Consider the following 21,963-nt stretch of genomic DNA (forward strand, 5'->3'; position numbering starts at 1 on the left):
GCACGTACAAGTCCCAAGTGCACGTCGCGACAAAGACCGCGCGCCCCCACCGCATCGTGCTGGGTGCATCCTCGCACCTGCCACTGACAACACGCCCGCCGACCGCCATTCAGTGATCTTGATTGGTCTTCTAAGGGCGAAAAAGTGCCTGCTTGCGTGCCGCGCCCGGCCGGATTTCGACCGCCGTGGTCAGCTCGGGACGGTGCGGAACGGTGCGGAACGGTCCTGTGCGGAATGCCGCGGGCGGTGCCGGGTACCAGCCGCACGCGGCAGGCAACCATCCGTTCCCCCACTGCGTCTTTCCCACAAGCCCGTCCCGGGCCGCCGGACCGAAAAGTTTGTACGACGGCATTACAGTGGGCCGGACGGGCCGCGCGGAGTGGATCAGCGGAGTTGATCAACTGACCCGGCGGGCCGGGCAAGAGAACCACCACGACCAGGGAGCGCATGACGTGCGGCCGGTAGGCAGCAAGTACCTGCTCGAGGAGCCGCTGGGACGCGGCGCCACGGGCACCGTCTGGCGTGCCCGCCAGCGGGAGGCGGCGGGCGCCGAGGCCGCCGTGGCAGGAGAGCCCGGCGAGACGGTCGCGATCAAGGTCCTCAAGGAGGAGCTGGCGCACGACCCGGACGTGGTGATGCGCTTCCTGCGGGAGCGCTCCGTCCTGCTGCGCCTCGCCCACCCGAACATCGTCCGCACCCGCGACCTCGTCGTCGAGGGCGATCTGCTCGCCTTGGTCATGGACCTGGTCGACGGCCCCGACCTGCACCGCTATCTGCGCGACAGCGGCCCCTTCAGCCCGGTGGCCGCCGCGCTGCTCACCGCCCAGATCGCCGACGCGCTGGCCGCCAGCCACGCCGACGGCGTGGTGCACCGCGACCTCAAGCCCGCCAACGTCCTGCTCGCCGGGTCGGACGGCAGCGGCGAGATGCACCCGATGCTGACCGACTTCGGCATCGCGCGCCTCGCCGACTCCCCGGGCCTGACCCGCACCCACGAATTCGTCGGCACCCCGGCCTATGTGGCGCCGGAGTCCGCCGAGGGCCGTCCGCAGACCTCCGCCGTGGACATCTACGGCGCCGGCATCCTGCTGTACGAGCTGGTCACCGGCCGTCCGCCGTTCGCCGGGTCGACCGCACTGGAGGTGCTGCACCGCCACCTCAGCGAGGAGCCGCGCCGCCCCGGCACCCTCCCCGAGCCCCTGTGGACGGTCATCGAGCGCTGTCTGCGCAAGCGGCCCGAGGAGCGGCCCAGCGCCGAAAATCTCGCCCGGGGGCTGCGCACCGTGGCGGACGGCATCGGGGTGCACGCCACCCCGGCCGCGGCCGAGGCCGCGCTCGGCGTCGCCGCGCTGCTCGCCCCCGACCCCGCGCCCGCGACCGTCCCCGGAACGGGCGCCGACGGCAGCCAGGGCGCCGGAGGCGAGGCCGACCCCACCCAGGTGCTCCCCTCCGGTGCCGGTTCGTACGACCCGGCCGCGGCGACCAGCGTGCTCCCGTCCACGGGCGGTCCCGGCGGGCCGGGCGCCGACCCGACCCGCGCCATGCCGCCGATGCCCATGGGCGCACCGGCCGGCGGACCGCAGAACCCCGACAACCCCCATCCCTGGGAATCCCAGATGCGGGCCGCGCGCGACCGCAACGAACAGACCCAGGTGCAGTATCTGGACCCCGCCGAGGACCCGCTGCGCCGCCGCCCGCAGCGCCAGGCCGCTCCCCAGCAGCAGCCGCCGCAGCGCCCGCAGCAGCCCCAGTACCGCCAGCCCGCTCCGGCGCCGTACGCCCAGCAGCAGCCGCAGGCCCCCCAGCGACGCCAGGAGCCGCCGCCGCAGCGCTACGAGCCACAGCGGCGGCCCGAGCCGGAGCCCCGGCCCCGGCGCGAGCCCCGTCAGCGCAGCGCCAACCCGATGAAGATCCCGGGTCTGGGCTGCCTCAAGGGCTGCCTGTTCACGCTGATCCTGCTGTTCGTGGCGGCCTGGCTGGTCTGGGAGCTGACCCCGCTCCAGGAGTGGATCGGCACGACCCGGGGCTTCTTCTCGCAGGTCGGGCACGTCTTCCACAGCGTGCAGCAGTTCGTGCAGAAATTCGGCGGCTGACGCCGTCCGCCCGCGGGCTCACCGCCGCGGGCGCCCCGGACCTGTTCCGGACGGTCATCGACGGGCCCGGCCCCGCCTCTTTGCAGGCGGCGCCGGGCCCGCGCCGTTCCTCCGCCCCGTCAGCCTGTCCTGGAACCCACCCAGTGGATTTGTCGACTTCTGACGGTCAATTTCGCTCACAGAAGTGAAGGTTGCCACGTTCCGGGGCACGGAACCCCCTGGCACCCGCGTAGCTTTGACGCCAACCTCAGCCCCCGCAGGACGCTCGGGGGCCCGACACGTCGGAGCAGTCTTGGCACGGAAGATCGGCAGCCGGTACACCGCCCACCAGATCCTGGGGCGCGGCAGTGCCGGCACGGTATGGCTGGGCGAGGGTCCCGAAGGGGCCGTGGCCATCAAGCTGTTGCGTGAGGATCTCGCCTCCGACCAGGAACTCGTCGGCCGCTTCGTACAGGAGCGGGCGGCGCTGCTGAGCCTGGACCACCCGCATGTCGTCGGCGTCCGGGATCTCGTCGTCGACGGCAACGACCTGGCGCTGGTCATGGACCTCGTACGCGGCACCGACCTGCGCACCCGTCTGGAGCGCGAACGCCGGCTGGCCCCGGAGGCCGCCGTCGCGATCGCCGCCGATGTCGCCGACGGGCTCGCCGCGGCGCACGCCGCCCGGATCGTGCACCGCGACGTCAAGCCCGAAAACGTGCTGCTGGACATGCAGGGGCCGCTCGGCCCCGGCGGTGCGCACCCCGCCCTGCTCACCGACTTCGGCATCGCCCGGCTCGTCGACTCGCCGCGCCGCACCCTCCAGCCCCCGGCAGGGGGCAGCTCAGGCTCGCTCCGCTCGGCCAAGGTCATCGGCACCCCCGACTACCTCGCCCCGGAGATCATCGAAGGCCTCCCGCCGCGCGCCTCCGTGGACGTCTATGCGCTGGCGACCGTCCTGTACGAGCTGCTGGCCGGGTTCACGCCGTTCGGCGGCGGGCACCCCGGGGCGGTGCTGCGCCGTCATGTGACCGAGAGTGTGGCGCCGCTGCCCGGCATCCCCGACGAGCTGTGGCTGCTGCTGCTGCAGTGCCTGGCCAAGGCACCGGCCTCCCGGCTGCGCGCCCCCGAGCTCGCCGCCCGGCTGCGCGAGCTGTTGCCCGGCCTGGCCGGTATCCCGCCGCTCGACATCGACGAGCCGGAGGAGGAACAGCCGGAGGACGAGCAGGAGAGCGCCGCCGCCTCCCGCGAGGAGCCGTTCCACCCGTCCCCGCACCCGGGGGAGGCCACCCCGCCGCGCGGCGCCGTCCCGCTGGTCCAGGGCGCGGTCCCCGACTCCAGCCGGGAGACGCACACCAGCATGCGGGTCCCGGGCCCGGACGAGCTGGCGGGCGGCGCCCACGGCACCGCCCGTGCCCCGCGCGCCGCCGGGGAACGCCGGGCGGGCTCGGCCCGGCACCGCTCGTCGCCGGACGCGGTGCGCCGCCGCCGGATCAAGCTCGGCGCGGCCGCCGCCGCGGTGGTCATGGCGGCCGGTCTGGGCGGCTGGCTGGCCTCGGGCGACGACACGGCGGGGGACGCCACACCGGGCGTCCAGCAGCCGGACCCCGGCACCCCGTGAGGGCCCGCCGCGCCGCCGAGGGGCCCGGAAACGACAGCCCGGCCCCGGTACCGGCCGGTGCGCGGGGCGGCGCCCGGCCTGCCGGGCGACCCGCCGCCCGCGGTTTCCGGCAGGTACGACCTGCCGGGGCCGGGTCACGCTGACGGCGGCAGCCGTTAGGCTGGGTGCGTGGCAGTCGTCGATGTATCCGAAGAGCTGAAGTCCCTCTCCTCGACCATGGGGTCGATCGAGGCCGTCCTGGACCTCGACAAGATGAGGGCCGATGTCGCCGTGCTCGAGGAGCAGGCCGCGGCGCCGTCCCTGTGGGACGACCCGGAGAACGCACAGAAGATCACCAGTCGGCTGTCCTACCTCCAGGGCCAGCTGCGCAAGGCCGAGGACCTGCGCGGCCGGGTCGACGACGTCGAGGTGCTCTTCGAGCTCGCCGAGGCCGAGGGCGACGAGGACGCGCGGGCCGAGGCCGAGGCCGAGCTGACCGCCGTCCGCAAGGCGGTCGACGAGCTGGAGGTCCGTACCCTCCTGTCCGGCGAGTACGACTCCCGTGAAGCGGTCGTCAACATCCGTGCCGAGGCCGGTGGCGTGGACGCCGCCGACTTCGCCGAGAAGCTGCAGCGCATGTATCTGCGCTGGGCCGAGCGGCACGGCTACAAGACCGAGCTCTACGAGACCTCGTACGCGGAAGAGGCCGGCATCAAGTCGACCACCTTCGCCGTCCAGGTCCCGTACGCCTACGGCACGCTCTCCGTCGAGCAGGGCACGCACCGCCTGGTGCGCATCTCGCCGTTCGACAACCAGGGCCGGCGCCAGACGTCGTTCGCCGGCGTCGAGGTGCTGCCCGTCGTCGAGCAGACCGACCACATCGAGATCGACGAGTCCGAGCTGCGGGTGGACGTCTACCGTTCCTCCGGCCCCGGCGGCCAGGGCGTCAACACCACCGACTCCGCGGTCCGGCTGACGCACATCCCCACCGGCATCGTCGTCTCCTGCCAGAACGAGCGCTCGCAGATCCAGAACAAGGCGACCGCGATGAACGTCCTCCAGGCCAAGCTCCTCGAGCGCCGCCGCCAGGAGGAGCAGGCCAAGATGGACGCGCTCAAGGGCGACGGCGGCAACTCCTGGGGCAACCAGATGCGTTCCTACGTCCTGCACCCGTACCAGATGGTCAAGGACCTGCGGACCGATTTCGAGGTCGGCAACCCCACCGCGGTGCTGGACGGCGACATCGACGGCTTCCTGGAGGCCGGCATCCGCTGGCGCAAGCAGCAGGAGAAGTAACGGGCCAAGGCCCGTCCGAAAGCGAAACAACTGCTTCCCTCGGGGAGGCAGTTGTTTTTGCTGTGGCGGTTTGGTCACAGTCGTATGTCCATGTACCGCCCACTGCTTGCCAATTCGGGCATCGGGACTTTATTCGACCTTGACGAGGGTGGCCGAACTGGGAAGGCTGAGCGCGGCATGCGTATGTCTGGGGCGCGTGTAAGAACGGGGAATTGAGCGGCCTGCCCGCAGTGCGGGGCCGAAGCTCACGCACCCCGACATCGGCTCGTCGCCCCGTACAGCGGTGCACCCATGACGAGTTCAGCTACTGGGGGTAGCAGTACATGACGAAGAAGACGCGGCTGCGCGTAGCGCGCATTGCGGCCGGCGCAGTGATTGCGGCCGGTGCGTCGCTCACCGCGGCCGGAGCTGCATCCGCGGCCAGCCCGGGTGAGACCGGCGGCCAGAGCAGCGGCATCATCGGTGGGATTCTCGGTGGAGTCCTCGGCGGCGGCAGCGGTGGTGAAGAGACCTCCGGCGGTACGACCGGTGGCGACGAGACCACCGGTGGCACCACCGGCGGCGAGATCGGTGGCAGCACCGGCGGTGACGAGACCATCGGTGGCAGCACGACCGGTGGCGACGAGACCGTCGGTGGCAGCACCGGTGGCGACCAGACCACGGGTGGCACGACCGGTGGCGACCAGACCACCGGCGGCACCACTGGCGGTGACCAGACCACCGGCGGCACGACCGGTGGCGACCAGACCACGGGTGGCAGCACCGGTGGCGACCAGACCACCGGTGGCAGCACCGGCGGTGACCAGACCACCGGTGGCAGCACCGGCGGTGACCAGACCACCGGCGGCAGCACCGGCGGTCACGAGACCACCGGTGGCACCACCGGCGGTCACGAGACCACCGGCGGCAGCACCGGCGGTGACGAGACCACCGGTGGCAACTCCAGCACCGGCACCGGCACCGACAACGAGGGCACCAAGCCGATCGAGCAGCCCGGCCAGGGCAAGGAGCAGATCGCTGACACGCCCGGCCAGGCAAAGCAGCAGGCCAAGGGCGGTGAGCTGGCGGAGACCGGTTCCTCCGGCACCACCTTCCTGCTGATCGGCGCCGCGACGATGATCGCGGGCGGTGTGGGCTTCCGTATGCTGCCCCGTCTGATCAACAAGAACGGCGGCGGCGCCGCAGCGGCCTGACGCTGACGCGGTACAGCTGGAGGGGCCCGGGACGCATCATGCGTCCCGGGCCCCTCGGCGTTTGCGTGACGGCCGCCGGAAAGCCCCGTACGGGTGGTCGGCGGAAAGCCCCGTACGGGTGGTCGGCGGGAAAGCCTCGTACGGGTGTCGGACGGCTCGGTGTCAGACGGTCTGGTGGAGCAGCACACCCAGCGCTATCAGCACGATCATCAGCGCCACCAGCATCGCCGGGCTGAGCTGGGCGAAGAGACCGCCCGCTTGCTGCTGAAGACGTTCTCTGCTGGCCCGGCACACGGGGCAGCGGCCCTCGTTCACAGGGGCCGCGCAATTGGCGCACACCAGTCGGTCGTACGTCATGCGACCTCCTTCTCCACTGCACCAACGCACCGGGAGGCGCATTGGTTCCCTCTCCCACTGTGCCAGCTCATGGCCCAAACGGCGCGCCCCGCAGAATTGTGCGCCTTTTGTCCCGTAGGTGCCGTGAATAACCGCACCAACCGCCTACGCCGACTGGGCCGCCCTGCGAGGTTCGCGTATGGTCACGCACACCGACGGGAGCCGCAACTCGGCAACCGTGCCCCTATTCAGGTCGACCGTGGTGCATCAGTGATCCGATTCGACAACGTCTCCAAGACTTACCCGAAGCAGAACCGTCCTGCACTCAGGGACGTCTCGCTCGAGATCGAGCGCGGCGAGTTCGTCTTCCTGGTGGGCTCCTCGGGCTCCGGTAAGTCCACCTTCCTGAGGCTGCTGCTGCGCGAGGAGCGCGTCAGTCACGGCCATGTGCACGTCCTCGGCAAGGACCTCGGGAAGCTCTCCAACTGGAAGGTCCCGCAGATGCGGCGCCAGGTGGGCACGGTCTTCCAGGACTTCCGGCTGCTCCCCAACAAGACCGTGGGGGAGAATGTCGCCTTTGCCCTTGAGGTGATCGGCAAGCCGCGCGGCCAGATCCGCAAGACGGTTCCCGAGGTCCTCGAACTCGTCGGGCTCGGCGGCAAAGAGGACCGTATGCCGGGTGAGCTCTCCGGTGGTGAGCAGCAGCGCGTCGCCATCGCCCGGGCCTTCGTCAACCGCCCGATGCTGCTCATCGCGGACGAGCCCACCGGCAACCTCGACCCGCAGACCTCGGTCGGCATCATGAAGCTGCTGGACCGGATCAACCGGACCGGTACGACGGTGGTCATGGCCACCCACGACCAGCAGATCGTCGACCAGATGCGCAAGCGGGTCATGGAACTCGAGAAGGGCCGGCTCGTACGCGACCAGTCGCGCGGCGTGTACGGCTACCAGCACTAAGCGTGTACGGCCCCCAGTACTGAAAGGACGCCATGCGCGCCCAGTTCGTCCTGTCGGAGATCGGCGTCGGTCTCCGCCGAAACCTCACGATGACCTTCGCCGTCATCGTCTCCGTAGCCCTCTCGCTGGGCCTGTTCGGCGCCTCGCTGCTGATGCGCGACCAGGTCAGCACGATGAAGGGCTACTGGTACGACAAGGTCAACGTCTCCATCTTCTTCTGCAACAAGAACGATGCCGACACCGGCACCAACTGCGCCAAGGGTGCGGCCACCCAGCAGCAGAAGAACGACATCAAGGCCGAGCTCGACCGGCTGCCGATCGTGCAGAAGCCGGTGGTGTACGAGTCCAGCGACCAGGCGTACAAGCACTACAAGGAGCAGTTCGGCGATACGCCCGTTGCCGGAGTGGTGACGCCCGACCAGCTTCCGGAGTCCTTCCGCGTCAAGCTCAAGGACCCGACGAAGTACGCCGTCATCAAGTCGGCGTTCTCCGAGCGGCCCGGCGTCCAGGAAGTACAGGATCAACGGGACACCGTTGAGCCGCTGTTCAACCTCCTCAACGGCATGAACATCGCCGCGATAGTCGTGATGGCGCTGATGCTCGTCGTTGCGCTGATGCTGATCGTCAACACCGTCCGGGTGTCGGCGTTCAGCCGTCGGCGGGAGACCGGGATCATGCGGCTGGTGGGAGCGTCCAGCTTCTACATCCAGATGCCGTTCATCCTGGAGGCCGCCATTGCGGGGCTGCTGGGCGCGGCCTTCGCCTGTGTGCTGCTGGTCGGCGGCAAGTACGCCCTCATCAACAACTGGCTGGCGAAGAAGATCCAGGTGGTCAACTTCATCGGCTGGGACTCGGTGGCGGCGGTCCTCCCGCTGGTCCTCCTGATCGGGCTGCTGATGCCCGCGCTCGCCGCGTTCTTCGCGTTGCGCAAGTACCTCAAGGTGTGAGCTTTGCCAAGGGGCGCCGTACGGTCAACTTGCCGTACGGCGCCCTTTTGTCCCCTAGACTCACCGGCATGTCGGGCCCGTGTTCGTACGACCGGCCCCGCCGCATTCGCCGCGGGGCGGCCCTGACGTTGTTCCTCGCGGGCGTGCTCGCCACCGGCGCGGCGACCGGCACGTGGAGCGACCGTGACCGGGGTGCGGCCGAGCGGCCCGTACCGGCCCGCGCGGCGTCCGGCGCGCGGGCCGGCGAGGCCGCCACCGCGGACCGCGCGGCCGTCGAGCGCGCCGCTTCCGAGGCCGTCGAGGACGGCAAGTCCGGTGCGCAGGCCGCCGCGGACGTCGTCAGCCGCAGCGGCGACCGCTGGTCGACGATCTACAGCGCGGGCGAGTTCAAGGATTTCCAGGCGCAGTTGGACGGCGGTTATGTCGGCGTCGGGCTCTGGGTGCGCCAGGCGCCCCACGGCCGGATCGAGGTGTCCCGGGTCCAGCCCGGCGGCCCCGCCGCACATGCCGGTATCGCCGTGGGTGACCGGCTGCGCGCCGTCGACGGCCGCCCGTCCCGGGGCGCACCGGTCACCGAGGTCGTCGCCCGGCTGCGGGGCGTTGCCACCGGCGGCTCCCGTCACCCCGCCGCCGCTGCCGGCACCCCCGTGACGCTGGACCTGCAGCGCGGCACCCGCCGCTGGTCGGCCACCTTGCACCGCACCCGGCTCAGATCCCACAACGTCGTCATCGACCGTCCCGCCGGTGCGCACGGCCCGACCCGCGTCAAGATCGCCTCGTTCGGCAAGGGCACCGGTGCGGTGGTCCGCCGGGCGGTGCGCCGGGCCTCCCCGCACGGCGGCATGCTGCTCGATCTGCGCGGCAACACCGGCGGCCTGGTCACGGAGGCGGTGGCCACCGCCTCCGCCTTCCTCGACGGCGGTCTGGTCGCGACGTACGACGTGCGCGGCAGCCAGCGCGCGCTGTACGCCCGGCGCGGTGGCAACACCCGTATCCCCCTGGTCGTCCTCGTCGACGGCGGCACGATGAGCGCCGCCGAGCTGCTGTCCGGCGCGCTCCAGGACCGGGGGCGGGCGCTCGTGGTGGGTTCGAGGACCTTCGGCAAGGGGTCGGTGCAGATGCCCAGCACGCTGGCGGACGGTTCGGTCGCCGAGCTGACCGTCGGCCACTACCGCACGCCGTCCGGCCGCACTGTCGACGGCGACGGCCTCACCCCCGACGTCATGGTCGGATCCGGCGCGGAGAAACGGGCCCGCACAGTATTGAGTGGCCTCGGGGGCGGGGCGTAGTGCGAAAATGGCCGCACTATGGCTAAGGACAAGGGCAAGGACAAGACTCCCGGGCGCAAGCTCGTGGCGCAGCACAAGAAGGCGCGGCACGACTATCACATTCTGGACACCTATGAGTGTGGCCTGGTGCTGACCGGCACCGAGGTGAAGTCGCTGCGGCAGGGCCGGGCGTCGCTGGTGGACGGTTTCATCCAGATCGACCGGGGTGAGGCCTGGCTGCACAACGTACATATCCCCGAATACGCCCAGGGCACCTGGACGAACCACAGCGCCCGGCGCAAGCGGAAGCTGCTGATGCACCGCGTCGAGATCGACAAGCTGGAGTCCAAGAGCCAGGAGTCGGGGCACACGATCGTGCCGCTGGCCCTCTATTTCAAGGACGGCCGGGCCAAGGTCGAGATCGCCCTGGCCAAGGGCAAGAAGGAGTACGACAAGCGGCAGACGCTCCGCGAGCAGCAGGACCGCCGCGAGACGGACCGCGCCGTCTCGGCGGCCCGGCGGCGGCAGCGGGGCTGATCTGCCCGTACGGGCCGCTCCGCCCGGTCCGCCGGGGAATGCGCTGGCAACGGCACGCGTTGTTCCCGTACGATGGGAGCACACCCCACGAGGGGTGTGGGTACCACCTTGATAAATCAACATGGGGATGATCGGTTTCGACAGCGGATGTCGAAGCAGGGGAAGCGAGTCGAGGAAGCGGCAATGATCTCGTTAACCATATGTCGCAACCAATAATCGCCAATACCAAGCGCGATTCCTTCGCCCTCGCTGCCTAAGTAGCGACTTGCGAAGTGTCAGCCCGGGGCTGTTCCCGACCCGGATCCTGGCATCAGCTAGGGGACTAAACTTCTGGACCCGGTCACGGGGTTCAGGAGGAAATCAAACAGTGACTGAGCCCGTCGGAGACTTGTTCGCGTGATCTCCGGGGCCGAGAAAATCGCAGCGAACTGCACTCGGAGAAGCCCTGATTCCGCACCGTTGGACGCGGGTTCGATTCCCGCCATCTCCACTCATCCCATGTGAGGCCCAGGCCCCGCCGTCCCAGGACGGCGGGGCCTGAGTCGTGTGCGGTCCGGGGTCCTGGTCAGCTGACCAGGACCAGGGCCCCGGTCAGCTGACGGGCGCCGGCGGGCGGGCTGGGCGTCGGCGTGCCGTGAGCAGGGTGACGGCCGCCGCGAGGGCGGCCGCCGCCGCGGGCACCCCGTAGGCCGCGCCCGCCCCGGCCAGGTGGTCGACCGCCCAGCCGCCGCCCGCCGAGCCGGCCGCGATCCCGCCCAGCAGTGCGGTCACGGCGAGCGTCATGCCCTCGTTGAGCTGGGCGGGCGGCGTCAGCGACTGGACGAGTCCCATACCGGTGACCATGGCCGGCGCGGTCGCCGTGCCGGCCAGGAGGAGTGCGACGGCCAGCGTCGCCGGGCCCCCTGCCGTGGCCGCGAGCAGCGGGAGCGGCATCAGGGCCGCCATCGCCGCGGTGCAGCCGAGGAAGCGGTGGCCGGCCGTCCCCCGAGCTCGTGAGGAGCGGGGAGGGGCCCCCGTCGCTGTCCCCGTCGTCGGCCGCAGCAGGCCGTAGAGCAGCCCCGCCGCGCAGGAGCCCGCCGCCTGCAGGGCGAGCAGTGCGCCCGCCGCGGACCGCAGGCCGTGCTCGTCGGCGAAGGCGATCGTCACGACCTCCAGGGAGCCGAAGACCGCGCCGGTGGCGAGGAAGGTGACCAGGAGCGGCGGCAGCCCCGGCCGGCGCAGGGGGGAGCGGGGCCTGCCGGTGGCCGGTACCGGGGCCACGGGTGGTTCGGTGCGGCGCTGGGCCGCGAACAGCAGCACCCCGGTCAGCAGCAGTGCCGCGGCCACCGCCGTACCCGCCTCCGGGGCGAGGGTGGTGCACAGCAGCGTGGCGAGCACCGGTCCGAGCAGGAAGCACAGCTCGTCGGCGGCCTGTTCGAAGGAGTTGGCGGTGTGCCGGGCGGCCGGGTCGTCGCGGAAGAGGTGCGCCCAGCGGGCCCGGGACAGCCCGCCGGTGTTGGGGGTGGTGGCGGTGGCCGCGTAGCAGGCGAAGAGGGTCCAGTCGGGCGCGCCGTAGTGGACGCACAGGAGCAGGGAGAGCGAGCCGAGGACGGCGAGCGCGGTGGCCGGGACCGCGATCCGGGCCTGGCCGTGACGGTCGACCAGCCGGGCGGTCCACGGCCCGGCCAGCGCCGTCGCCGCCAGCCCGCTCGCGGTGACCGCTCCGGCGAGCGCGTAGGAGCCGCGCGAGCCGGCGATCATCAGCACCGCGCTGACGCTGAGCATCCCCATCGGCAGCCGGGCGAGCAGATTGGCGGCCGTGAAGGCGCGGGCGCCGGGGACGGCGAAGATCCGGCGGTAGGGGGCGAGGGGACGGAAGCGGGCGCGGCGGCGGAAGGGGGTACGGGCACGCCGCGGGGCCGGGCGAACGGGCGGGGGTGTGACCGGCCGGGCGGCGAGGAAGAGGATCATGCCGCTACGGTCGCTGCCGCCGATGCCGCCCGTCCAACACCTGGTCAGCGCCCATTCACGCACCTGTGTTGTCAGTGTGTACGGGCTCTGTGCAGGGGCGGGCCCTCGGCCTGCGCCGGCAGGGAACGCTGCTGCCAGGATGACCCGGTGCCGTACGACACCGATCCGCGTCTGCTCCGCGCCTTCCTCGCCGTCGCCGAGGAGCTGCACTTCACCCGCGCCGCCGCCCGGCTCTACGTCGCCCAGCAGGCGCTGAGCCGTGACATCCGGCGCCTGGAGCGGGAGTTGGGCGCCGCGCTGTTCGTACGGACCACCCGCCAGGTCTCCCTGACGGCGGACGGGGCGCGGCTGCTGCCGCTCGCCCGGCGGGTGCTGACCGCGCACGGCGAGCTGGCCGACGCGTTCCGGGGCGCCCCCGAGCGGCCGCTGCTGGTGGATGTGGGGGTGCCGATCGGTACCGCCCATGGGGTGCTGGAGGCGGCCAGGGACCGGGTGCCGGACCGCTGTGAGCTGGTCGCCCGCTTCCACAGCGGGCTGACGGGCGCGGCGGCCGAGGTGGCGGCCGGCCGCCTCGATGTCTCCTTCGGCCGGATCGCGGCGCTGCCGTCCGGGATACGGGCCGGTCTCGGCCATCAGCCGGTCCGGCTGGAGCCGATGGCGGTCCTGCTGCGCGAGGACCATCCCCTGGCCGCACGGCCCGCCGTCGCCCTCGCCGAGCTGGCCGGCGAGACGCTTTACGCGGCCGCCGGAAATCCGCAGACCGCGGAGTGGACGGACCTGGCCGAGCGGCTTTTCGCGGGCCGCGGCATTGCGGCCGCCGAGCCGTTCCCGGAGATCGAGGGCTCGCAGGAGTTCGTCCGGGTGGTGCGCAAGCGGGGGTGGTCGGTGCTGGCGAGTGTGGAGTTCATCGAGGTGCCGGGGATGGTGCTGCGGCCGCTCGTCGATCCCGTACCGCTCTCACCGGTCTCGATGGTGTGGCGGCGGGGCCTGCGGCATCCGGGGCTGGACGCGCTGCGCGCTGCTGCCCGCGAACTGGCCGACCGGAACGGCTGGTTGGCGCCGCCGGGGAGTGCGTGGTGGCTCCCGGAGGCGGATGCGCGGGTGATGGGCGTACGGGGGTGACCGCCCGGCGTATGCGGCGTTCGGAAGAAGAGACGGCCGCAGAGGCAACCCCGGGGGCGTGAAGTCTTTCCTTAATGGCGAGGAAATCTGTCCGGAACGAACAGGGGGAACCGTGCGACGGCCTTCACATCTCGCGGTGGTGGCGGCCGCGCTGACCTTGACCGCCGCGGCGGGCCTGGCCCTGACCGGCTGCGGTTCGGCGCGGATGACGCTGCTGCACGCCAACTGCACGACCAAAGGCCTGCGCTGGACGCTCACCGTCCTGAAGAAGAAGCCGCACACCGAACAGCGCGAGGCCCGGCTGTCCATCGCCAACAAGGGCGCGGGCCCCTGTGTGTTCCACGGCTTCCCGGCCTTCGAGGTCCATCTCGGCAAGGGGCCCGAAGCCGATGCCCGAGGGCACGGCAAGACCCTGCCGATAGACCTGGGGCGCGGCGGCACCATCACGGCCCCCCTGCGCTACAGGGACTGCCCCGCCGGAACCCCGCCGAACGCCGCCACGGTCACCAACGACCTCGCCGTGGTCTCCGCGCCGCGCGACTACCCCGGCCGGCAGGCGGTCGTGGCACGGGACGAGAAGGGCAAGCGCCTGTGGATGACCCTCTGCACGGACCGGATATGGATGGGCCCGCCGCGGGAGGCGGCCGAGTAGGCCGGTTACGTAGCCCCGGTTACGTAGCCCCGGTTACGGGGCTGTTGTGGCGGCAGCGGTACGTGCGGCGTACGAGGTGAACGAGGCCCAGGCACCCGGCGAGAAGTCGAGGTGCGGGCCCTGGGGGTCCTTGGAGTCGCGGACGTGGATGGTGGAGGGGTGGGCGGCGACCTCCACGCAGGCGCCGCCTTCGTCGCTGCTGTGGCTGGACTTGTGCCAGGTGTAGGCGACTTCCAGGCAGTTGCCGCCCTCGCTGCCGCTGTGGCTGGACTTGTGCCATTCGTAAGCCACTTCGAGGCAGTTGCCCCCCTCGTCACTGCTGTAGCTGGACTTGAACCACGTCAGATGGGTCATCGCTCTCCTAGCAGCCGGTCCAGCAGGCCCACGGTTTCCTCTGCGTTGAGGGCCTGCATTCGCAGCATTCCATACTTCTGAGCGAGGACGCTGACCTCATCGGCGTCGGAAGTCAGCACGCTGCTGCGTTGCGCCTCGGTATAGGCCAAGTGTTGGTGGTCGGGGGTTTCCAGCAGCACGAACGGTCCGTCGAGCCCGGCGTGAAGCTCGCGCTTCAGTGGCAGGACCTGAATGGATACGCCGGTGACTTCCGTGCAGTGACGCAGGTGGGAGATCTGGCCCCGCATGACCTCGCGGCCCCCGATATTGCTCAGTACGACGGCCTCGGAGATGACGAAGCTCGCGGTGACGGGGTCCTGCTGGTGCAGGATCTGCTGACGATCCAGCCGGTCCGTGACCTTCTGCTCGACCTGCTCCTCATTGAGATGCGGGATTTTGCTGCGGAACGTGGCGAATGCGTAGCCCTGGGTCTGCAGTAGGCCGGGGACGACACCGCTTTCGTAGCCGCAGAGCGAGATCGCCTCCCGCTCGTAGGCGATGAACTCCTCCGCCCAGATCGGATACTTGTCCTTCGGCGGCAGCTTCGCCACCCCCGCCGCCAGCGCTCCGCAGGTTTTGAGGAGCTGGTCGAACTCGGTTGCCAGGTGTGGCATCAGGACCCGCCTGCCCTGTTCGATGGAGGCGATGGTCTCCTCGGAGGCGCTGGACCGTTCGCTGAGGCCGCGCTGGGTGAGCCCGGCGTGGATGCGGAACAGCGCTAACTGGGCGCCGATGACCTCCATGGCTGCGGAGTGTCGCTTCTTGGGCTTGTTTCGCGGCTTCATGGCGTACCACTCCCCGTACTTCGGCGCCGGTGACCGTATGTGCGCCCGTACTCACCGCGAGTACGGGTTCGCGTACTGGGCAGCGTAGTGACGCACTGCGACCGTCATCGTATGAACGGAGAGAGGCAACTCCCCTGTCCACGCGAGCGGTTCTACCGGCGTGAGCGACGATCGGTGCCGAGGGCGCGGGAGTTTGTACGGGCGGCGCTGGCGGAGTGGGGCGTCGGGGAGCCGGCGGACGCGGTGTTGCTGTGTGTGAGCGAGCTGGCGACGAACGCGCTGCGCCACGGGGTGCCGCCGGGGCGCGGCTTCCAGCTGTACGTGTGGCCGCCCGGGGGCGGGGTGCTGCGGCTGGAGGTGCACGACAGTGGGGACGGATGGCCGCGGGTGCGGACGGGCGCCGGGCCGGTGGACGAGGGCGGGCGCGGGCTGCTGCTGGTGGAGGCGCTGGCGGACAAGTGGGGTGTGGGGGAGCGGATGCCCGGCAAGGTCGTCTGGTGTGAGTTCGTCCTGTGACGGCGGGCCGTGCGGGCCGCCCGCCCCTCACCGCCCCCTGCCGTCTTGCGTGAGTGCAAGGTTGCGTCCCCGTCACCGGGCGGCACGGTACGGAAATCCGTCGTCCCTAGCGTCAGGGAGCAGGACCTGACCCCTGGGAGGCGCGATGACGGCCGCGGCAGCAGACACCCGTAGCGAGAAGCCTGACGACACCCCTGCCGACACTCCTGCCGACGGCCGTACCGACGGCCGTACGAGGCGGGGCGGGCGCTGGATCGAGTACTGGGACCCCGAGGACGAGGGGTTCTGGCGGGAGACGGGGGAGCGGGTCGCGCGGCGGAACCTCGCCTTCTCGGTGCTCTGTGAGCACATCGGGTTCTCCGTCTGGAGCCTGTGGTCGGTGATGGTGCTGTTCATGGGGCCGGAGTACGGGATCGATCCGGCCGGGAAGTTCTTCCTGGTGGCGGTGCCGACGCTGGTGGGAGGGGTGCTGCGGGTGCCGTACACCTTCGCGGTGGCGCGGTTCGGCGGGCGCAACTGGACGGTGATGAGCGCCGCGATGCTGCTGGTGCCGACCGCCGTGGCGGCGGTGGTGATGGAGCCGGGCACGTCGTACGGCACGTTCCTGCTGGTCGCGGCGCTGGCCGGGGTCGGGGGCGGGAACTTCGCCTCCTCGATGACCAACATCAACTCCTTCTATCCGCTGCGGAAGAAGGGGTGGGCGCTGGGGCTGAACGCCGGTGGCGGCAACATCGGGGTGCCGGTGGTCCAGTTGCTGGGGCTGCTGGTGATCGGGACGGCGGGGGCCGCGCATCCGCGGATCGTGCCGGCCGTCTATGTGCCGCTGATCGTCCTCGCGGCGGTGCTCGCGGCGCTGTTCATGGACAACCTGGCCCCGGTGACGAACGACACCGGCGCGGCTCTCGACGCCGCCAGGGAGCCGCACACCTGGGTGATGTCGCTGCTGTACATCGGCACGTTCGGGTCGTTCATCGGCTACAGCTTCGCCTTCGGGCTGGTGCTGCAGAACCAGTTCGCACGGACGCCCCTGGAGGCCGCGTCGCTGACGTTCCTCGGGCCGCTGCTGGGCTCACTGATCCGGCCGGTCGGCGGGCGGCTGGCGGACCGGTTCGGCGGCGCCCGGATCACCCTGGGCAACTTTGCGGCGATGGGCCTGGCCACGGGCGTGGTGATCTATGCGTCGGTGGAGCGGTCGCTGCCGGTGTTCCTGGCCGGGTTCATCGCGCTGTTCGTGCTGTCGGGGCTCGGCAACGGCTCCACCTACAAGATGATCCCGGGGATCTTCCAGGCCCAGGCGCTGCGCCGCGGGCTGGCGGGGGAGGAGGCCGCGGTATACGGACGGCGGCTCTCGGGGGCGGCGATGGGGCTGATCGGGGCGGTGGGCGCGCTCGGCGGGCTGGCCATCAATCTGGCTTTCCGGCAGTCGTTCCTGGTGGCCGGCTCGGGTACTCCGGCGTTTGTGTCGTTCCTGGCCTGCTACGTGGTGTGCGGGGCGGTGACCTGGGGCGTCTACCTGCGTCCCGCGGCGCGTGGGCGGCGTACGGGGCAGGGGGCGCAGGCGGTGGGGGAGGCGGACGGGTCGGACGGGTCGGAGGCGGCGGACGGGGAGCGGGGGCCGGTGTACGCGGAGGTGTGAGCAGGGGCGGGAGCGGCGGGGCGGGCGCGGGGGCGGGGGGATCCGGCGCGGCGCCCCGCCTCACGCCGTGGGTGTACCGCCCGTACGGCGTGGGGCAGGGGCGCCCCGCCGTAACCGCGGGGAAATACTGGAGGACCGGGACCGTCACGTGCCGTTGGCACCTTGACACCCTGGCACTTCGTGCCGCCCGAGCCGCGGCGGTACGGCAGCACACAGCAGAACACCACTCTGGGCGGAGCGGGACGACCATGCACGATCAGCAGCAGGAGCACAACGAGCGGGAGCCGGCGGCGCCGGAAGCGGAATCGGGACCGGAATTGGAATCGGGACCGGAAACGGCAGCGGCAGCGGCACCGCCCTCGGCCGTCCGGCCGCTGGACGGGTTCACCGTCGGGGTGACCGCGGCCCGGCGGGCGGAGGAGCTGGGCGCCCTGCTGGAGCGGCGCGGCGCACAGGTCATGCATGCGCCCGCGCTGCGGATCGTCCCGCTGCCGGACGACACCGAACTGCTGGCGGTGACCCGGGACCTGATCGACCGGGCGCCCGATGTCGTCGTGGCCACCACCGCCATCGGCTTCCGCGGCTGGATCGAGGCCGCGGAGGGCTGGGGCCTCGGTGAGGCGCTGCTGGACCGGCTGACCGGGGTGGAGCTGCTGGCGCGCGGGCCCAAGGTGCGCGGTGCGATCCGGGCGGCCGGGCTGACCGAGAAGTGGTCGCCGGCCTCCGAGTCGATGGCCGAGGTGCTGGACCGGCTGCTGGAGGAGGGCGTCTCCGGGCGCCGGGTGGCCCTGCAGCTGCACGGGGAGCCGCTGCCGGGCTTCGTGGAGGCGCTGCGGGCCGGCGGTGCGGAGGTGGTCGGCGTCCCCGTGTACCGGTGGATGCCGCCGGAGGACATCGGGCCGGTCGACCGGCTGCTGGACGCGGTGCTCTCGCGGGCCCTGGACGCGGTGACCTTCACCAGCGCGCCGGCCGCCGCGTCGCTGCTGCGCCGGGCCGGGGAGCGGGGGATCCGCGAGGAGGTGCTGGCGGCACTGCGGCGGGAGGTGCTGCCGGTGTGCGTGGGGCCGGTGACCGCGCTGCCGCTCCAGGCGGAGGACGTCCCCACGCTCCAGCCGGAGCGCTTCCGGCTCGGGCCGCTGGTGCAGTTGCTGTGCCGTGAACTCCCGGGGCGGGTGAAGCCGTTGCCGGTGGCCGGGCGGCGGCTGGAGATCCGCGGGCATGCCGTCGTGGTGGACGGTGCGCTGCGGCCGGTGCCGCCGGCCGGGATGGCGCTGCTGCGTGCGCTGGCGCGTCGCCCTGGCTGGGTGGTCTCCCGTGCGGATCTGCTGCGCGCGCTGCCGGGGACGGGCCGGGACGAGCATGCCGTGGAGACGGCGATGGCCCGGCTGCGGGGGGCGCTGGGCGCGCCCAAGCTGATCCAGACGGTCGTCAAGCGCGGCTACCGGCTGTCGCTCGACCCGCATGCGGACACGGACAAGTACGGCGGGGAGTAGCACGGGCACGTACGGGGAGTGGCACGGACACGTACGGCGGCGGGGAGGTGTCCTCTGCTGTGGCGGGGAGCAGCGGCGGGACGCCCGCTACGCCGGGTTGTTCACCCGGATCTTGGACTGGCCGTGCGGCCGCTTCTCCCAGTCCTCCATGAAGCGCGCCTCCAGGCCGTGCTTGCGGGCCAGGCTCAGCAGGGTCTCGGTCCGGTAGTAGAAGTCCTCGCGCAGCACCTGGTGTTCGGCGCCCTCGGTGCGGTCGAAGGTGAAGTCGAAGAAGCCGCCGGGCGCCAGGATGCGGCCGACATGGGCGAGGCATTCGTCGATGACGCCGAGCGGTGAGTGCGAGAAGACGCTGTGCGCGTGGACGACGTCGAAGTGGGCGGACGGCAGGAAGTCCAGGGTCAGATTCTGGGTGATCGTCAGGTGCGGCAGCTTGGCCTGGAGCTCGTAGGTGGTCAGGGTCTGCTTCGCGGAGACCAGGATGTCCGGCGAGATGTCGATGCCGTAGTAGTTGCCGGCGTCCAGGTGGGCGATGAAGCGCCAGCCGGCGCGCAGATTGCCGCAGCCGATGTCCAGCATCCGGTGGCCGGGCTTCAGACCGTGTTCGGCCAGGTAGTCGAACTGCATCTCGCCCAGCGCCAGCCAGCGTTCATGGCTGCGGCTGCCGACCGCGGCCTCCGGGTTGCGGCCGGTGTCGGAGGCCATCACCGCCCGGTAGTACGCGACGTGGTCGGGGTGCTTGAGGCGGAGCCAGGTGTCGCGGGCGGTGCGCTTGACGTACGGGGTGATCTTGGCCGGGTGGCGGACCGCGTAACCGATCTTGTGGGTCAGGCTGGCGCGGTTCGTGAGCAGGGACGTGCGCGACATGGAGACCTTCCTCCTGGAGGGCAAGGAGCGCTAGGGGAAGCGCTGCGGCAAGCGCGACGGCATGCGGTGGCCGGGGCCCGGGGTCCGGGGCCCGCGAACCGCCGTGCCGCGAACTATACATAAGGCGTATACACCTAGCGTCTACTTGCTGTGTCTACGTGTCATGCCTGCGTGGAGTGGCCGCCTCCGGAGGGTTCCGGCGGGCCCGTGGGCCGGGCACTCTGGAAGCACACACGTTTGGCCCTAAGGAGTGACAGGAACATGGCGGCGCCTTGCGACCTGCGGTTCGACTGCGGGCGGATCTGCCTGGACCTGGCAGCCACGGCCGACCGTGCCCCCGCCGGACGGCTCACCGGCGAACGGCCCACCGCCGAACGGCTCACCGGCCCCGACCAGTTGCGGGCCTGGCTGGTCGGCGCGGGTCTGGTGCCGCGCGGCACCCCGCTGGACGGCGTCGACGGCAGCTGGGTCGGCCGCTTCCGCGTACTGCGCGAGCTGCTGCGCCGGGTGGTGCACGACGAGCTGCGGGGCCGGGCGACCGAGGCCGACCTGGCGCTGCTCAACTGCGCGGCCGCGTCCGGGCAGCCGCCCGCCGCGTCTGCGGTGCGCACCGTCGACGGCGCCCTGGCCCGTGCCCTGGCCGGCCCGCCCGACTGCGCCGGGCTGCTGGCCGCGGTCGCCCGGGACGCGATCGGCCTGCTGACCGACGCGGTGGCCCGGCAGCAACTGCGCCAGTGCGAGGGCGAGAGCTGCACCCTGGTGTATCTGGACACCTCGCGCGGCCGTCGCCGCCGCTGGTGTTCCAGCGAGGTGTGCGGCAACCGGGAGCGGGTGGCCCGGCACCGGCGGCGGACGACCGTGCGCAGGGAGCAGGCCGGAAGCGCTGGTCAGAGCGTCGTGACCGGCGCGGAAAAATTTTCCGCCGAACTCTGAGTAACCCGCCCGTCCCGTCCGTACTCCTCACCGCAAGTCCGATTCATGGCAGGGTCCCCCGGCGATCTTGGGCGATCTGGGCTATCGACCCGGGAGTTGGAGTGCGTAAGGATGCCGTCGTGGCAGACAGGACGACACCTGACGAGGAGCTCATGCGAGCCCTCTATGACGATCATGCGGGCCCGCTTCTCGCCTTCGTCCTGCGATTGGTGGCCGGCGACCGGCACCGCGCGGAGGACGTGGTGCAGGAGACGCTGGTGCGCGCCTGGCGCAACGCCGACCAGTTGCAACGGGCGACCGGCTCGATACGACCCTGGCTGGTGACCGTCGCACGGCGGATCGTGATCGACGGGCACCGCAGTCGCAAGGCGCGGCCCCAAGAGGTCGATCCGACTCCTCTGGAGACGATGCCGGCCGCGGATGTCATCGACCGCGCACTGCGCATGATGACGATCTCCGAGGCGCTGAGCGACCTGAGCCAGGCCCATCGAGAGGCCCTCGTCGAGACGTATTTCAAGGAACGTACCGTCAACGAGGCAGCGGAGGTGCTGCGCGTACCGGCCGGGACCGTGCGGTCCCGGGTGTTCTACGCGCTGCGCTCCCTGAGACTCTCGCTAGAGGAACGAGGAGTAACGGAGTGAACCCGCCCACGCAGCCGGACCGGCACACCGACGTCGGCGCCTATGCGCTGGGCGTCCTGGACGGTGCCGACGCCGACCGGTTCGAGGCGCATCTCGTCGGCTGTCACCGGTGCGCGGCCGAACTCGAAGAACTCATGGGCCTGTCGCCGGTGCTGGCCGAGTTCAAACAGTCCGCCCCGACGCCGCAGACGATCACGGCCGTCCCCGGTCCGGGGCTGCTGAACGGGCTGATGGACGAGGTCGCCGCCACCCGGCGCGGCCGCGCCCGGCGCCGGCTGTTCCTGGTCGCCGCCGCCGTCGTGCTGATCGTCGGCGGCCCGCTCGCCGCCCTGAAGCTGACGCCCCAGGACTCCGGCGAGAAACCGGCGCCGCCGCTGGCGAACGCCGTACGGGCCCAGTACGCGGCGGGCGAGAAGGTGAGCTCCACCGACCCGGACACCAAGGTCTCGGCGGGCGTCTCGATGGCCGCCCGGCCGTGGGGCACCCAGGTGGTCCTGGAACTCGCCAACGTCAAGGGGCCGCTCACCTGCGGCCTGGTGGCCGTCGGCAAGGACGGCAAGCGGCAGACGGTGACCACCTGGGCGGTGCCCAAGGGGGGCTACGGCATCCCGGGCGGCACCGCGAAGTGGAACCGCGAGCCCCTGTACGCGGCGGGCGGCGCGGGCTTCAACCGCGGCGACATCGACCACTTCGAGGTCACCACGACGGAGGGCAAGCGGCTGGCCAAGGTGAACGTCTGAGCGGCGCGGTCCGGCGCCCCGGGCCGGGT

Annotated in this window: 21 protein-coding genes and 1 other RNA gene; 17 read left to right on the top strand and 5 right to left on the bottom strand. The window is 71.5% G+C overall.

Translation table 11 applies throughout. From position 1 onward, the window contains the following. Positions 1–452: 452 nt before the first annotated feature. From OHS81_RS22905 to OHS81_RS22920, 4 genes are all read left to right on the top strand, one after another. Positions 453–2,093 (top strand): serine/threonine-protein kinase, encoded by a 1,641-nt coding sequence (locus OHS81_RS22905; RefSeq protein ID WP_328386544.1) that lies wholly within the window; start codon positions 453–455, stop codon positions 2,091–2,093. Between the two features lie 292 nt (positions 2,094–2,385). Further along, positions 2,386–3,693 carry a serine/threonine-protein kinase gene (locus tag OHS81_RS22910; RefSeq protein WP_328386545.1) on the top strand — a complete coding sequence of 436 codons (1,308 nt, stop codon included), beginning with the start codon at positions 2,386–2,388 and terminating at the stop codon, positions 3,691–3,693. Positions 3,694–3,861: 168 nt separating this feature from the next. Next, positions 3,862–4,968 carry a peptide chain release factor 2 gene (prfB, locus tag OHS81_RS22915; protein WP_328386546.1) on the top strand — a complete coding sequence of 369 codons (1,107 nt, stop codon included), beginning with the start codon at positions 3,862–3,864 and terminating at the stop codon, positions 4,966–4,968. 323 nt (positions 4,969–5,291) lie between these two features. After that, complete coding sequence (locus OHS81_RS22920) at positions 5,292–6,161, top strand: hypothetical protein (protein ID WP_328386547.1); 870 nt, start codon at positions 5,292–5,294, stop codon at positions 6,159–6,161. A 162-nt stretch (positions 6,162–6,323) separates the two neighbouring features. Here OHS81_RS22920 and OHS81_RS22925 read toward each other — a convergent pair whose 3' ends face one another. Then, on the bottom strand, positions 6,324–6,518 hold the full coding sequence (locus OHS81_RS22925) for a hypothetical protein (RefSeq protein ID WP_328386548.1): 195 nt from the start codon (positions 6,516–6,518) through the stop codon (positions 6,324–6,326). Positions 6,519–6,767: 249 nt separating this feature from the next. Here OHS81_RS22925 and ftsE point away from each other — a divergent pair, with 249 nt between their 5' ends. The 5 genes from ftsE to ssrA all read left to right on the top strand — a co-directional run bounded on the left by ftsE (position 6,768) and on the right by ssrA (position 10,702). Further along, positions 6,768–7,457, top strand: coding sequence for a cell division ATP-binding protein FtsE (gene ftsE / locus OHS81_RS22930; protein ID WP_328386549.1), 690 nt, complete (start codon positions 6,768–6,770; stop codon positions 7,455–7,457). Positions 7,458–7,489: 32 nt separating this feature from the next. Beyond that, on the top strand, positions 7,490–8,404 hold the full coding sequence (gene ftsX / locus OHS81_RS22935) for a permease-like cell division protein FtsX (RefSeq protein WP_088797900.1): 915 nt from the start codon (positions 7,490–7,492) through the stop codon (positions 8,402–8,404). Between the two features lie 68 nt (positions 8,405–8,472). Beyond that, positions 8,473–9,693, top strand: a complete 1,221-nt coding sequence (locus OHS81_RS22940; RefSeq protein ID WP_328386550.1) for a S41 family peptidase — start codon at positions 8,473–8,475, stop codon at positions 9,691–9,693. 18 nt (positions 9,694–9,711) lie between these two features. Then, positions 9,712–10,209, top strand: a complete 498-nt coding sequence (gene smpB / locus OHS81_RS22945; protein ID WP_328386551.1) for an SsrA-binding protein SmpB — start codon at positions 9,712–9,714, stop codon at positions 10,207–10,209. Positions 10,210–10,332: 123 nt separating this feature from the next. Beyond that, positions 10,333–10,702: a transfer-messenger RNA gene (gene ssrA, locus OHS81_RS22950) on the top strand. A 98-nt stretch (positions 10,703–10,800) separates the two neighbouring features. Here the strand turns inward: ssrA and OHS81_RS22955 are convergent. Then, positions 10,801–12,159 (bottom strand): MFS transporter, encoded by a 1,359-nt coding sequence (locus OHS81_RS22955; protein WP_328386552.1) that lies wholly within the window; start codon positions 12,157–12,159, stop codon positions 10,801–10,803. Positions 12,160–12,306: 147 nt separating this feature from the next. Here OHS81_RS22955 and OHS81_RS22960 point away from each other — a divergent pair, with 147 nt between their 5' ends. Then, positions 12,307–13,281 (top strand): LysR family transcriptional regulator, encoded by a 975-nt coding sequence (locus OHS81_RS22960; RefSeq protein ID WP_328386553.1) that lies wholly within the window; start codon positions 12,307–12,309, stop codon positions 13,279–13,281. A 112-nt stretch (positions 13,282–13,393) separates the two neighbouring features. Then, complete coding sequence (locus tag OHS81_RS22965; protein WP_328386554.1) at positions 13,394–13,933, top strand: DUF4232 domain-containing protein; 540 nt, start codon at positions 13,394–13,396, stop codon at positions 13,931–13,933. Positions 13,934–13,966: 33 nt separating this feature from the next. Here the strand turns inward: OHS81_RS22965 and OHS81_RS22970 are convergent, their stop codons facing one another. After that, a complete protein-coding gene (locus OHS81_RS22970) occupies positions 13,967–14,287 on the bottom strand; it encodes a DUF397 domain-containing protein (RefSeq protein ID WP_328386555.1) in 321 nt (106 codons plus the stop codon). Then, positions 14,284–15,069, bottom strand: a complete 786-nt coding sequence (locus tag OHS81_RS22975) for a helix-turn-helix domain-containing protein (protein WP_328386556.1) — start codon at positions 15,067–15,069, stop codon at positions 14,284–14,286. Before OHS81_RS22975 ends, OHS81_RS22970 begins: the two co-directional genes overlap by 4 nt. A gap of 153 nt (positions 15,070–15,222) precedes the next feature. Here OHS81_RS22975 and OHS81_RS22980 point away from each other — a divergent pair, with 153 nt between their 5' ends. From OHS81_RS22980 to OHS81_RS22990, 3 genes are all read left to right on the top strand, one after another. Continuing rightward, complete coding sequence (locus tag OHS81_RS22980; RefSeq protein ID WP_328386557.1) at positions 15,223–15,627, top strand: ATP-binding protein; 405 nt, start codon at positions 15,223–15,225, stop codon at positions 15,625–15,627. Positions 15,628–15,772: 145 nt separating this feature from the next. Then, a complete protein-coding gene (locus tag OHS81_RS22985; RefSeq protein WP_328386558.1) occupies positions 15,773–17,263 on the top strand; it encodes a nitrate/nitrite transporter in 1,491 nt (496 codons plus the stop codon). A 248-nt stretch (positions 17,264–17,511) separates the two neighbouring features. Next, the gene (locus tag OHS81_RS22990; protein WP_328386559.1) at positions 17,512–18,756 is read left to right on the top strand and encodes a uroporphyrinogen-III synthase; all 1,245 of its coding nucleotides are present in this window, start codon (positions 17,512–17,514) and stop codon (positions 18,754–18,756) included. Between the two features lie 87 nt (positions 18,757–18,843). Here OHS81_RS22990 and OHS81_RS22995 read toward each other — a convergent pair whose 3' ends face one another. Next, a complete protein-coding gene (locus OHS81_RS22995; protein ID WP_328386560.1) occupies positions 18,844–19,620 on the bottom strand; it encodes a class I SAM-dependent methyltransferase in 777 nt (258 codons plus the stop codon). Positions 19,621–19,881: 261 nt separating this feature from the next. Here OHS81_RS22995 and OHS81_RS23000 point away from each other — a divergent pair, with 261 nt between their 5' ends. From OHS81_RS23000 to OHS81_RS23010, 3 genes are all read left to right on the top strand, one after another. Beyond that, a complete protein-coding gene (locus tag OHS81_RS23000) occupies positions 19,882–20,553 on the top strand; it encodes a CGNR zinc finger domain-containing protein (protein WP_328386561.1) in 672 nt (223 codons plus the stop codon). Between the two features lie 101 nt (positions 20,554–20,654). Further along, on the top strand, positions 20,655–21,194 hold the full coding sequence (locus OHS81_RS23005) for a sigma-70 family RNA polymerase sigma factor (RefSeq protein ID WP_088797889.1): 540 nt from the start codon (positions 20,655–20,657) through the stop codon (positions 21,192–21,194). Beyond that, positions 21,191–21,934 carry an anti-sigma factor family protein gene (locus tag OHS81_RS23010; protein ID WP_328386562.1) on the top strand — a complete coding sequence of 248 codons (744 nt, stop codon included), beginning with the start codon at positions 21,191–21,193 and terminating at the stop codon, positions 21,932–21,934. Before OHS81_RS23005 ends, OHS81_RS23010 begins: the two co-directional genes overlap by 4 nt. The last annotated feature ends 29 nt before the right edge of the window (positions 21,935–21,963 follow it).

Origin of the sequence: Streptomyces sp. NBC_00400 (assembly GCF_036048035.1) — a bacterium.
Lineage (GTDB): Bacteria > Actinomycetota > Actinomycetes > Streptomycetales > Streptomycetaceae > Streptomyces.

Coding starts and splice junctions, on each gene's coding strand:
- OHS81_RS22970 (WP_328386555.1), bottom strand. CDS start 14,287: ATGACCCATCTGACGTGGTTCAAGTCCAGCTACAGCAGTGACGAGGGG.
- ftsX (WP_088797900.1), top strand. CDS start 7,490: ATGCGCGCCCAGTTCGTCCTGTCGGAGATCGGCGTCGGTCTCCGCCGA.
- OHS81_RS22985 (WP_328386558.1), top strand. CDS start 15,773: ATGACGGCCGCGGCAGCAGACACCCGTAGCGAGAAGCCTGACGACACC.
- OHS81_RS22995 (WP_328386560.1), bottom strand. CDS start 19,620: ATGTCGCGCACGTCCCTGCTCACGAACCGCGCCAGCCTGACCCACAAG.
- smpB (WP_328386551.1), top strand. CDS start 9,712: ATGGCTAAGGACAAGGGCAAGGACAAGACTCCCGGGCGCAAGCTCGTG.
- OHS81_RS22925 (WP_328386548.1), bottom strand. CDS start 6,518: ATGACGTACGACCGACTGGTGTGCGCCAATTGCGCGGCCCCTGTGAAC.
- OHS81_RS22920 (WP_328386547.1), top strand. CDS start 5,292: ATGACGAAGAAGACGCGGCTGCGCGTAGCGCGCATTGCGGCCGGCGCA.
- OHS81_RS22980 (WP_328386557.1), top strand. CDS start 15,223: ATGAACGGAGAGAGGCAACTCCCCTGTCCACGCGAGCGGTTCTACCGG.
- OHS81_RS23000 (WP_328386561.1), top strand. CDS start 19,882: ATGGCGGCGCCTTGCGACCTGCGGTTCGACTGCGGGCGGATCTGCCTG.
- OHS81_RS22990 (WP_328386559.1), top strand. CDS start 17,512: ATGCACGATCAGCAGCAGGAGCACAACGAGCGGGAGCCGGCGGCGCCG.
- OHS81_RS22955 (WP_328386552.1), bottom strand. CDS start 12,159: ATGATCCTCTTCCTCGCCGCCCGGCCGGTCACACCCCCGCCCGTTCGC.
- OHS81_RS22975 (WP_328386556.1), bottom strand. CDS start 15,069: ATGGAGGTCATCGGCGCCCAGTTAGCGCTGTTCCGCATCCACGCCGGG.
- OHS81_RS22940 (WP_328386550.1), top strand. CDS start 8,473: ATGTCGGGCCCGTGTTCGTACGACCGGCCCCGCCGCATTCGCCGCGGG.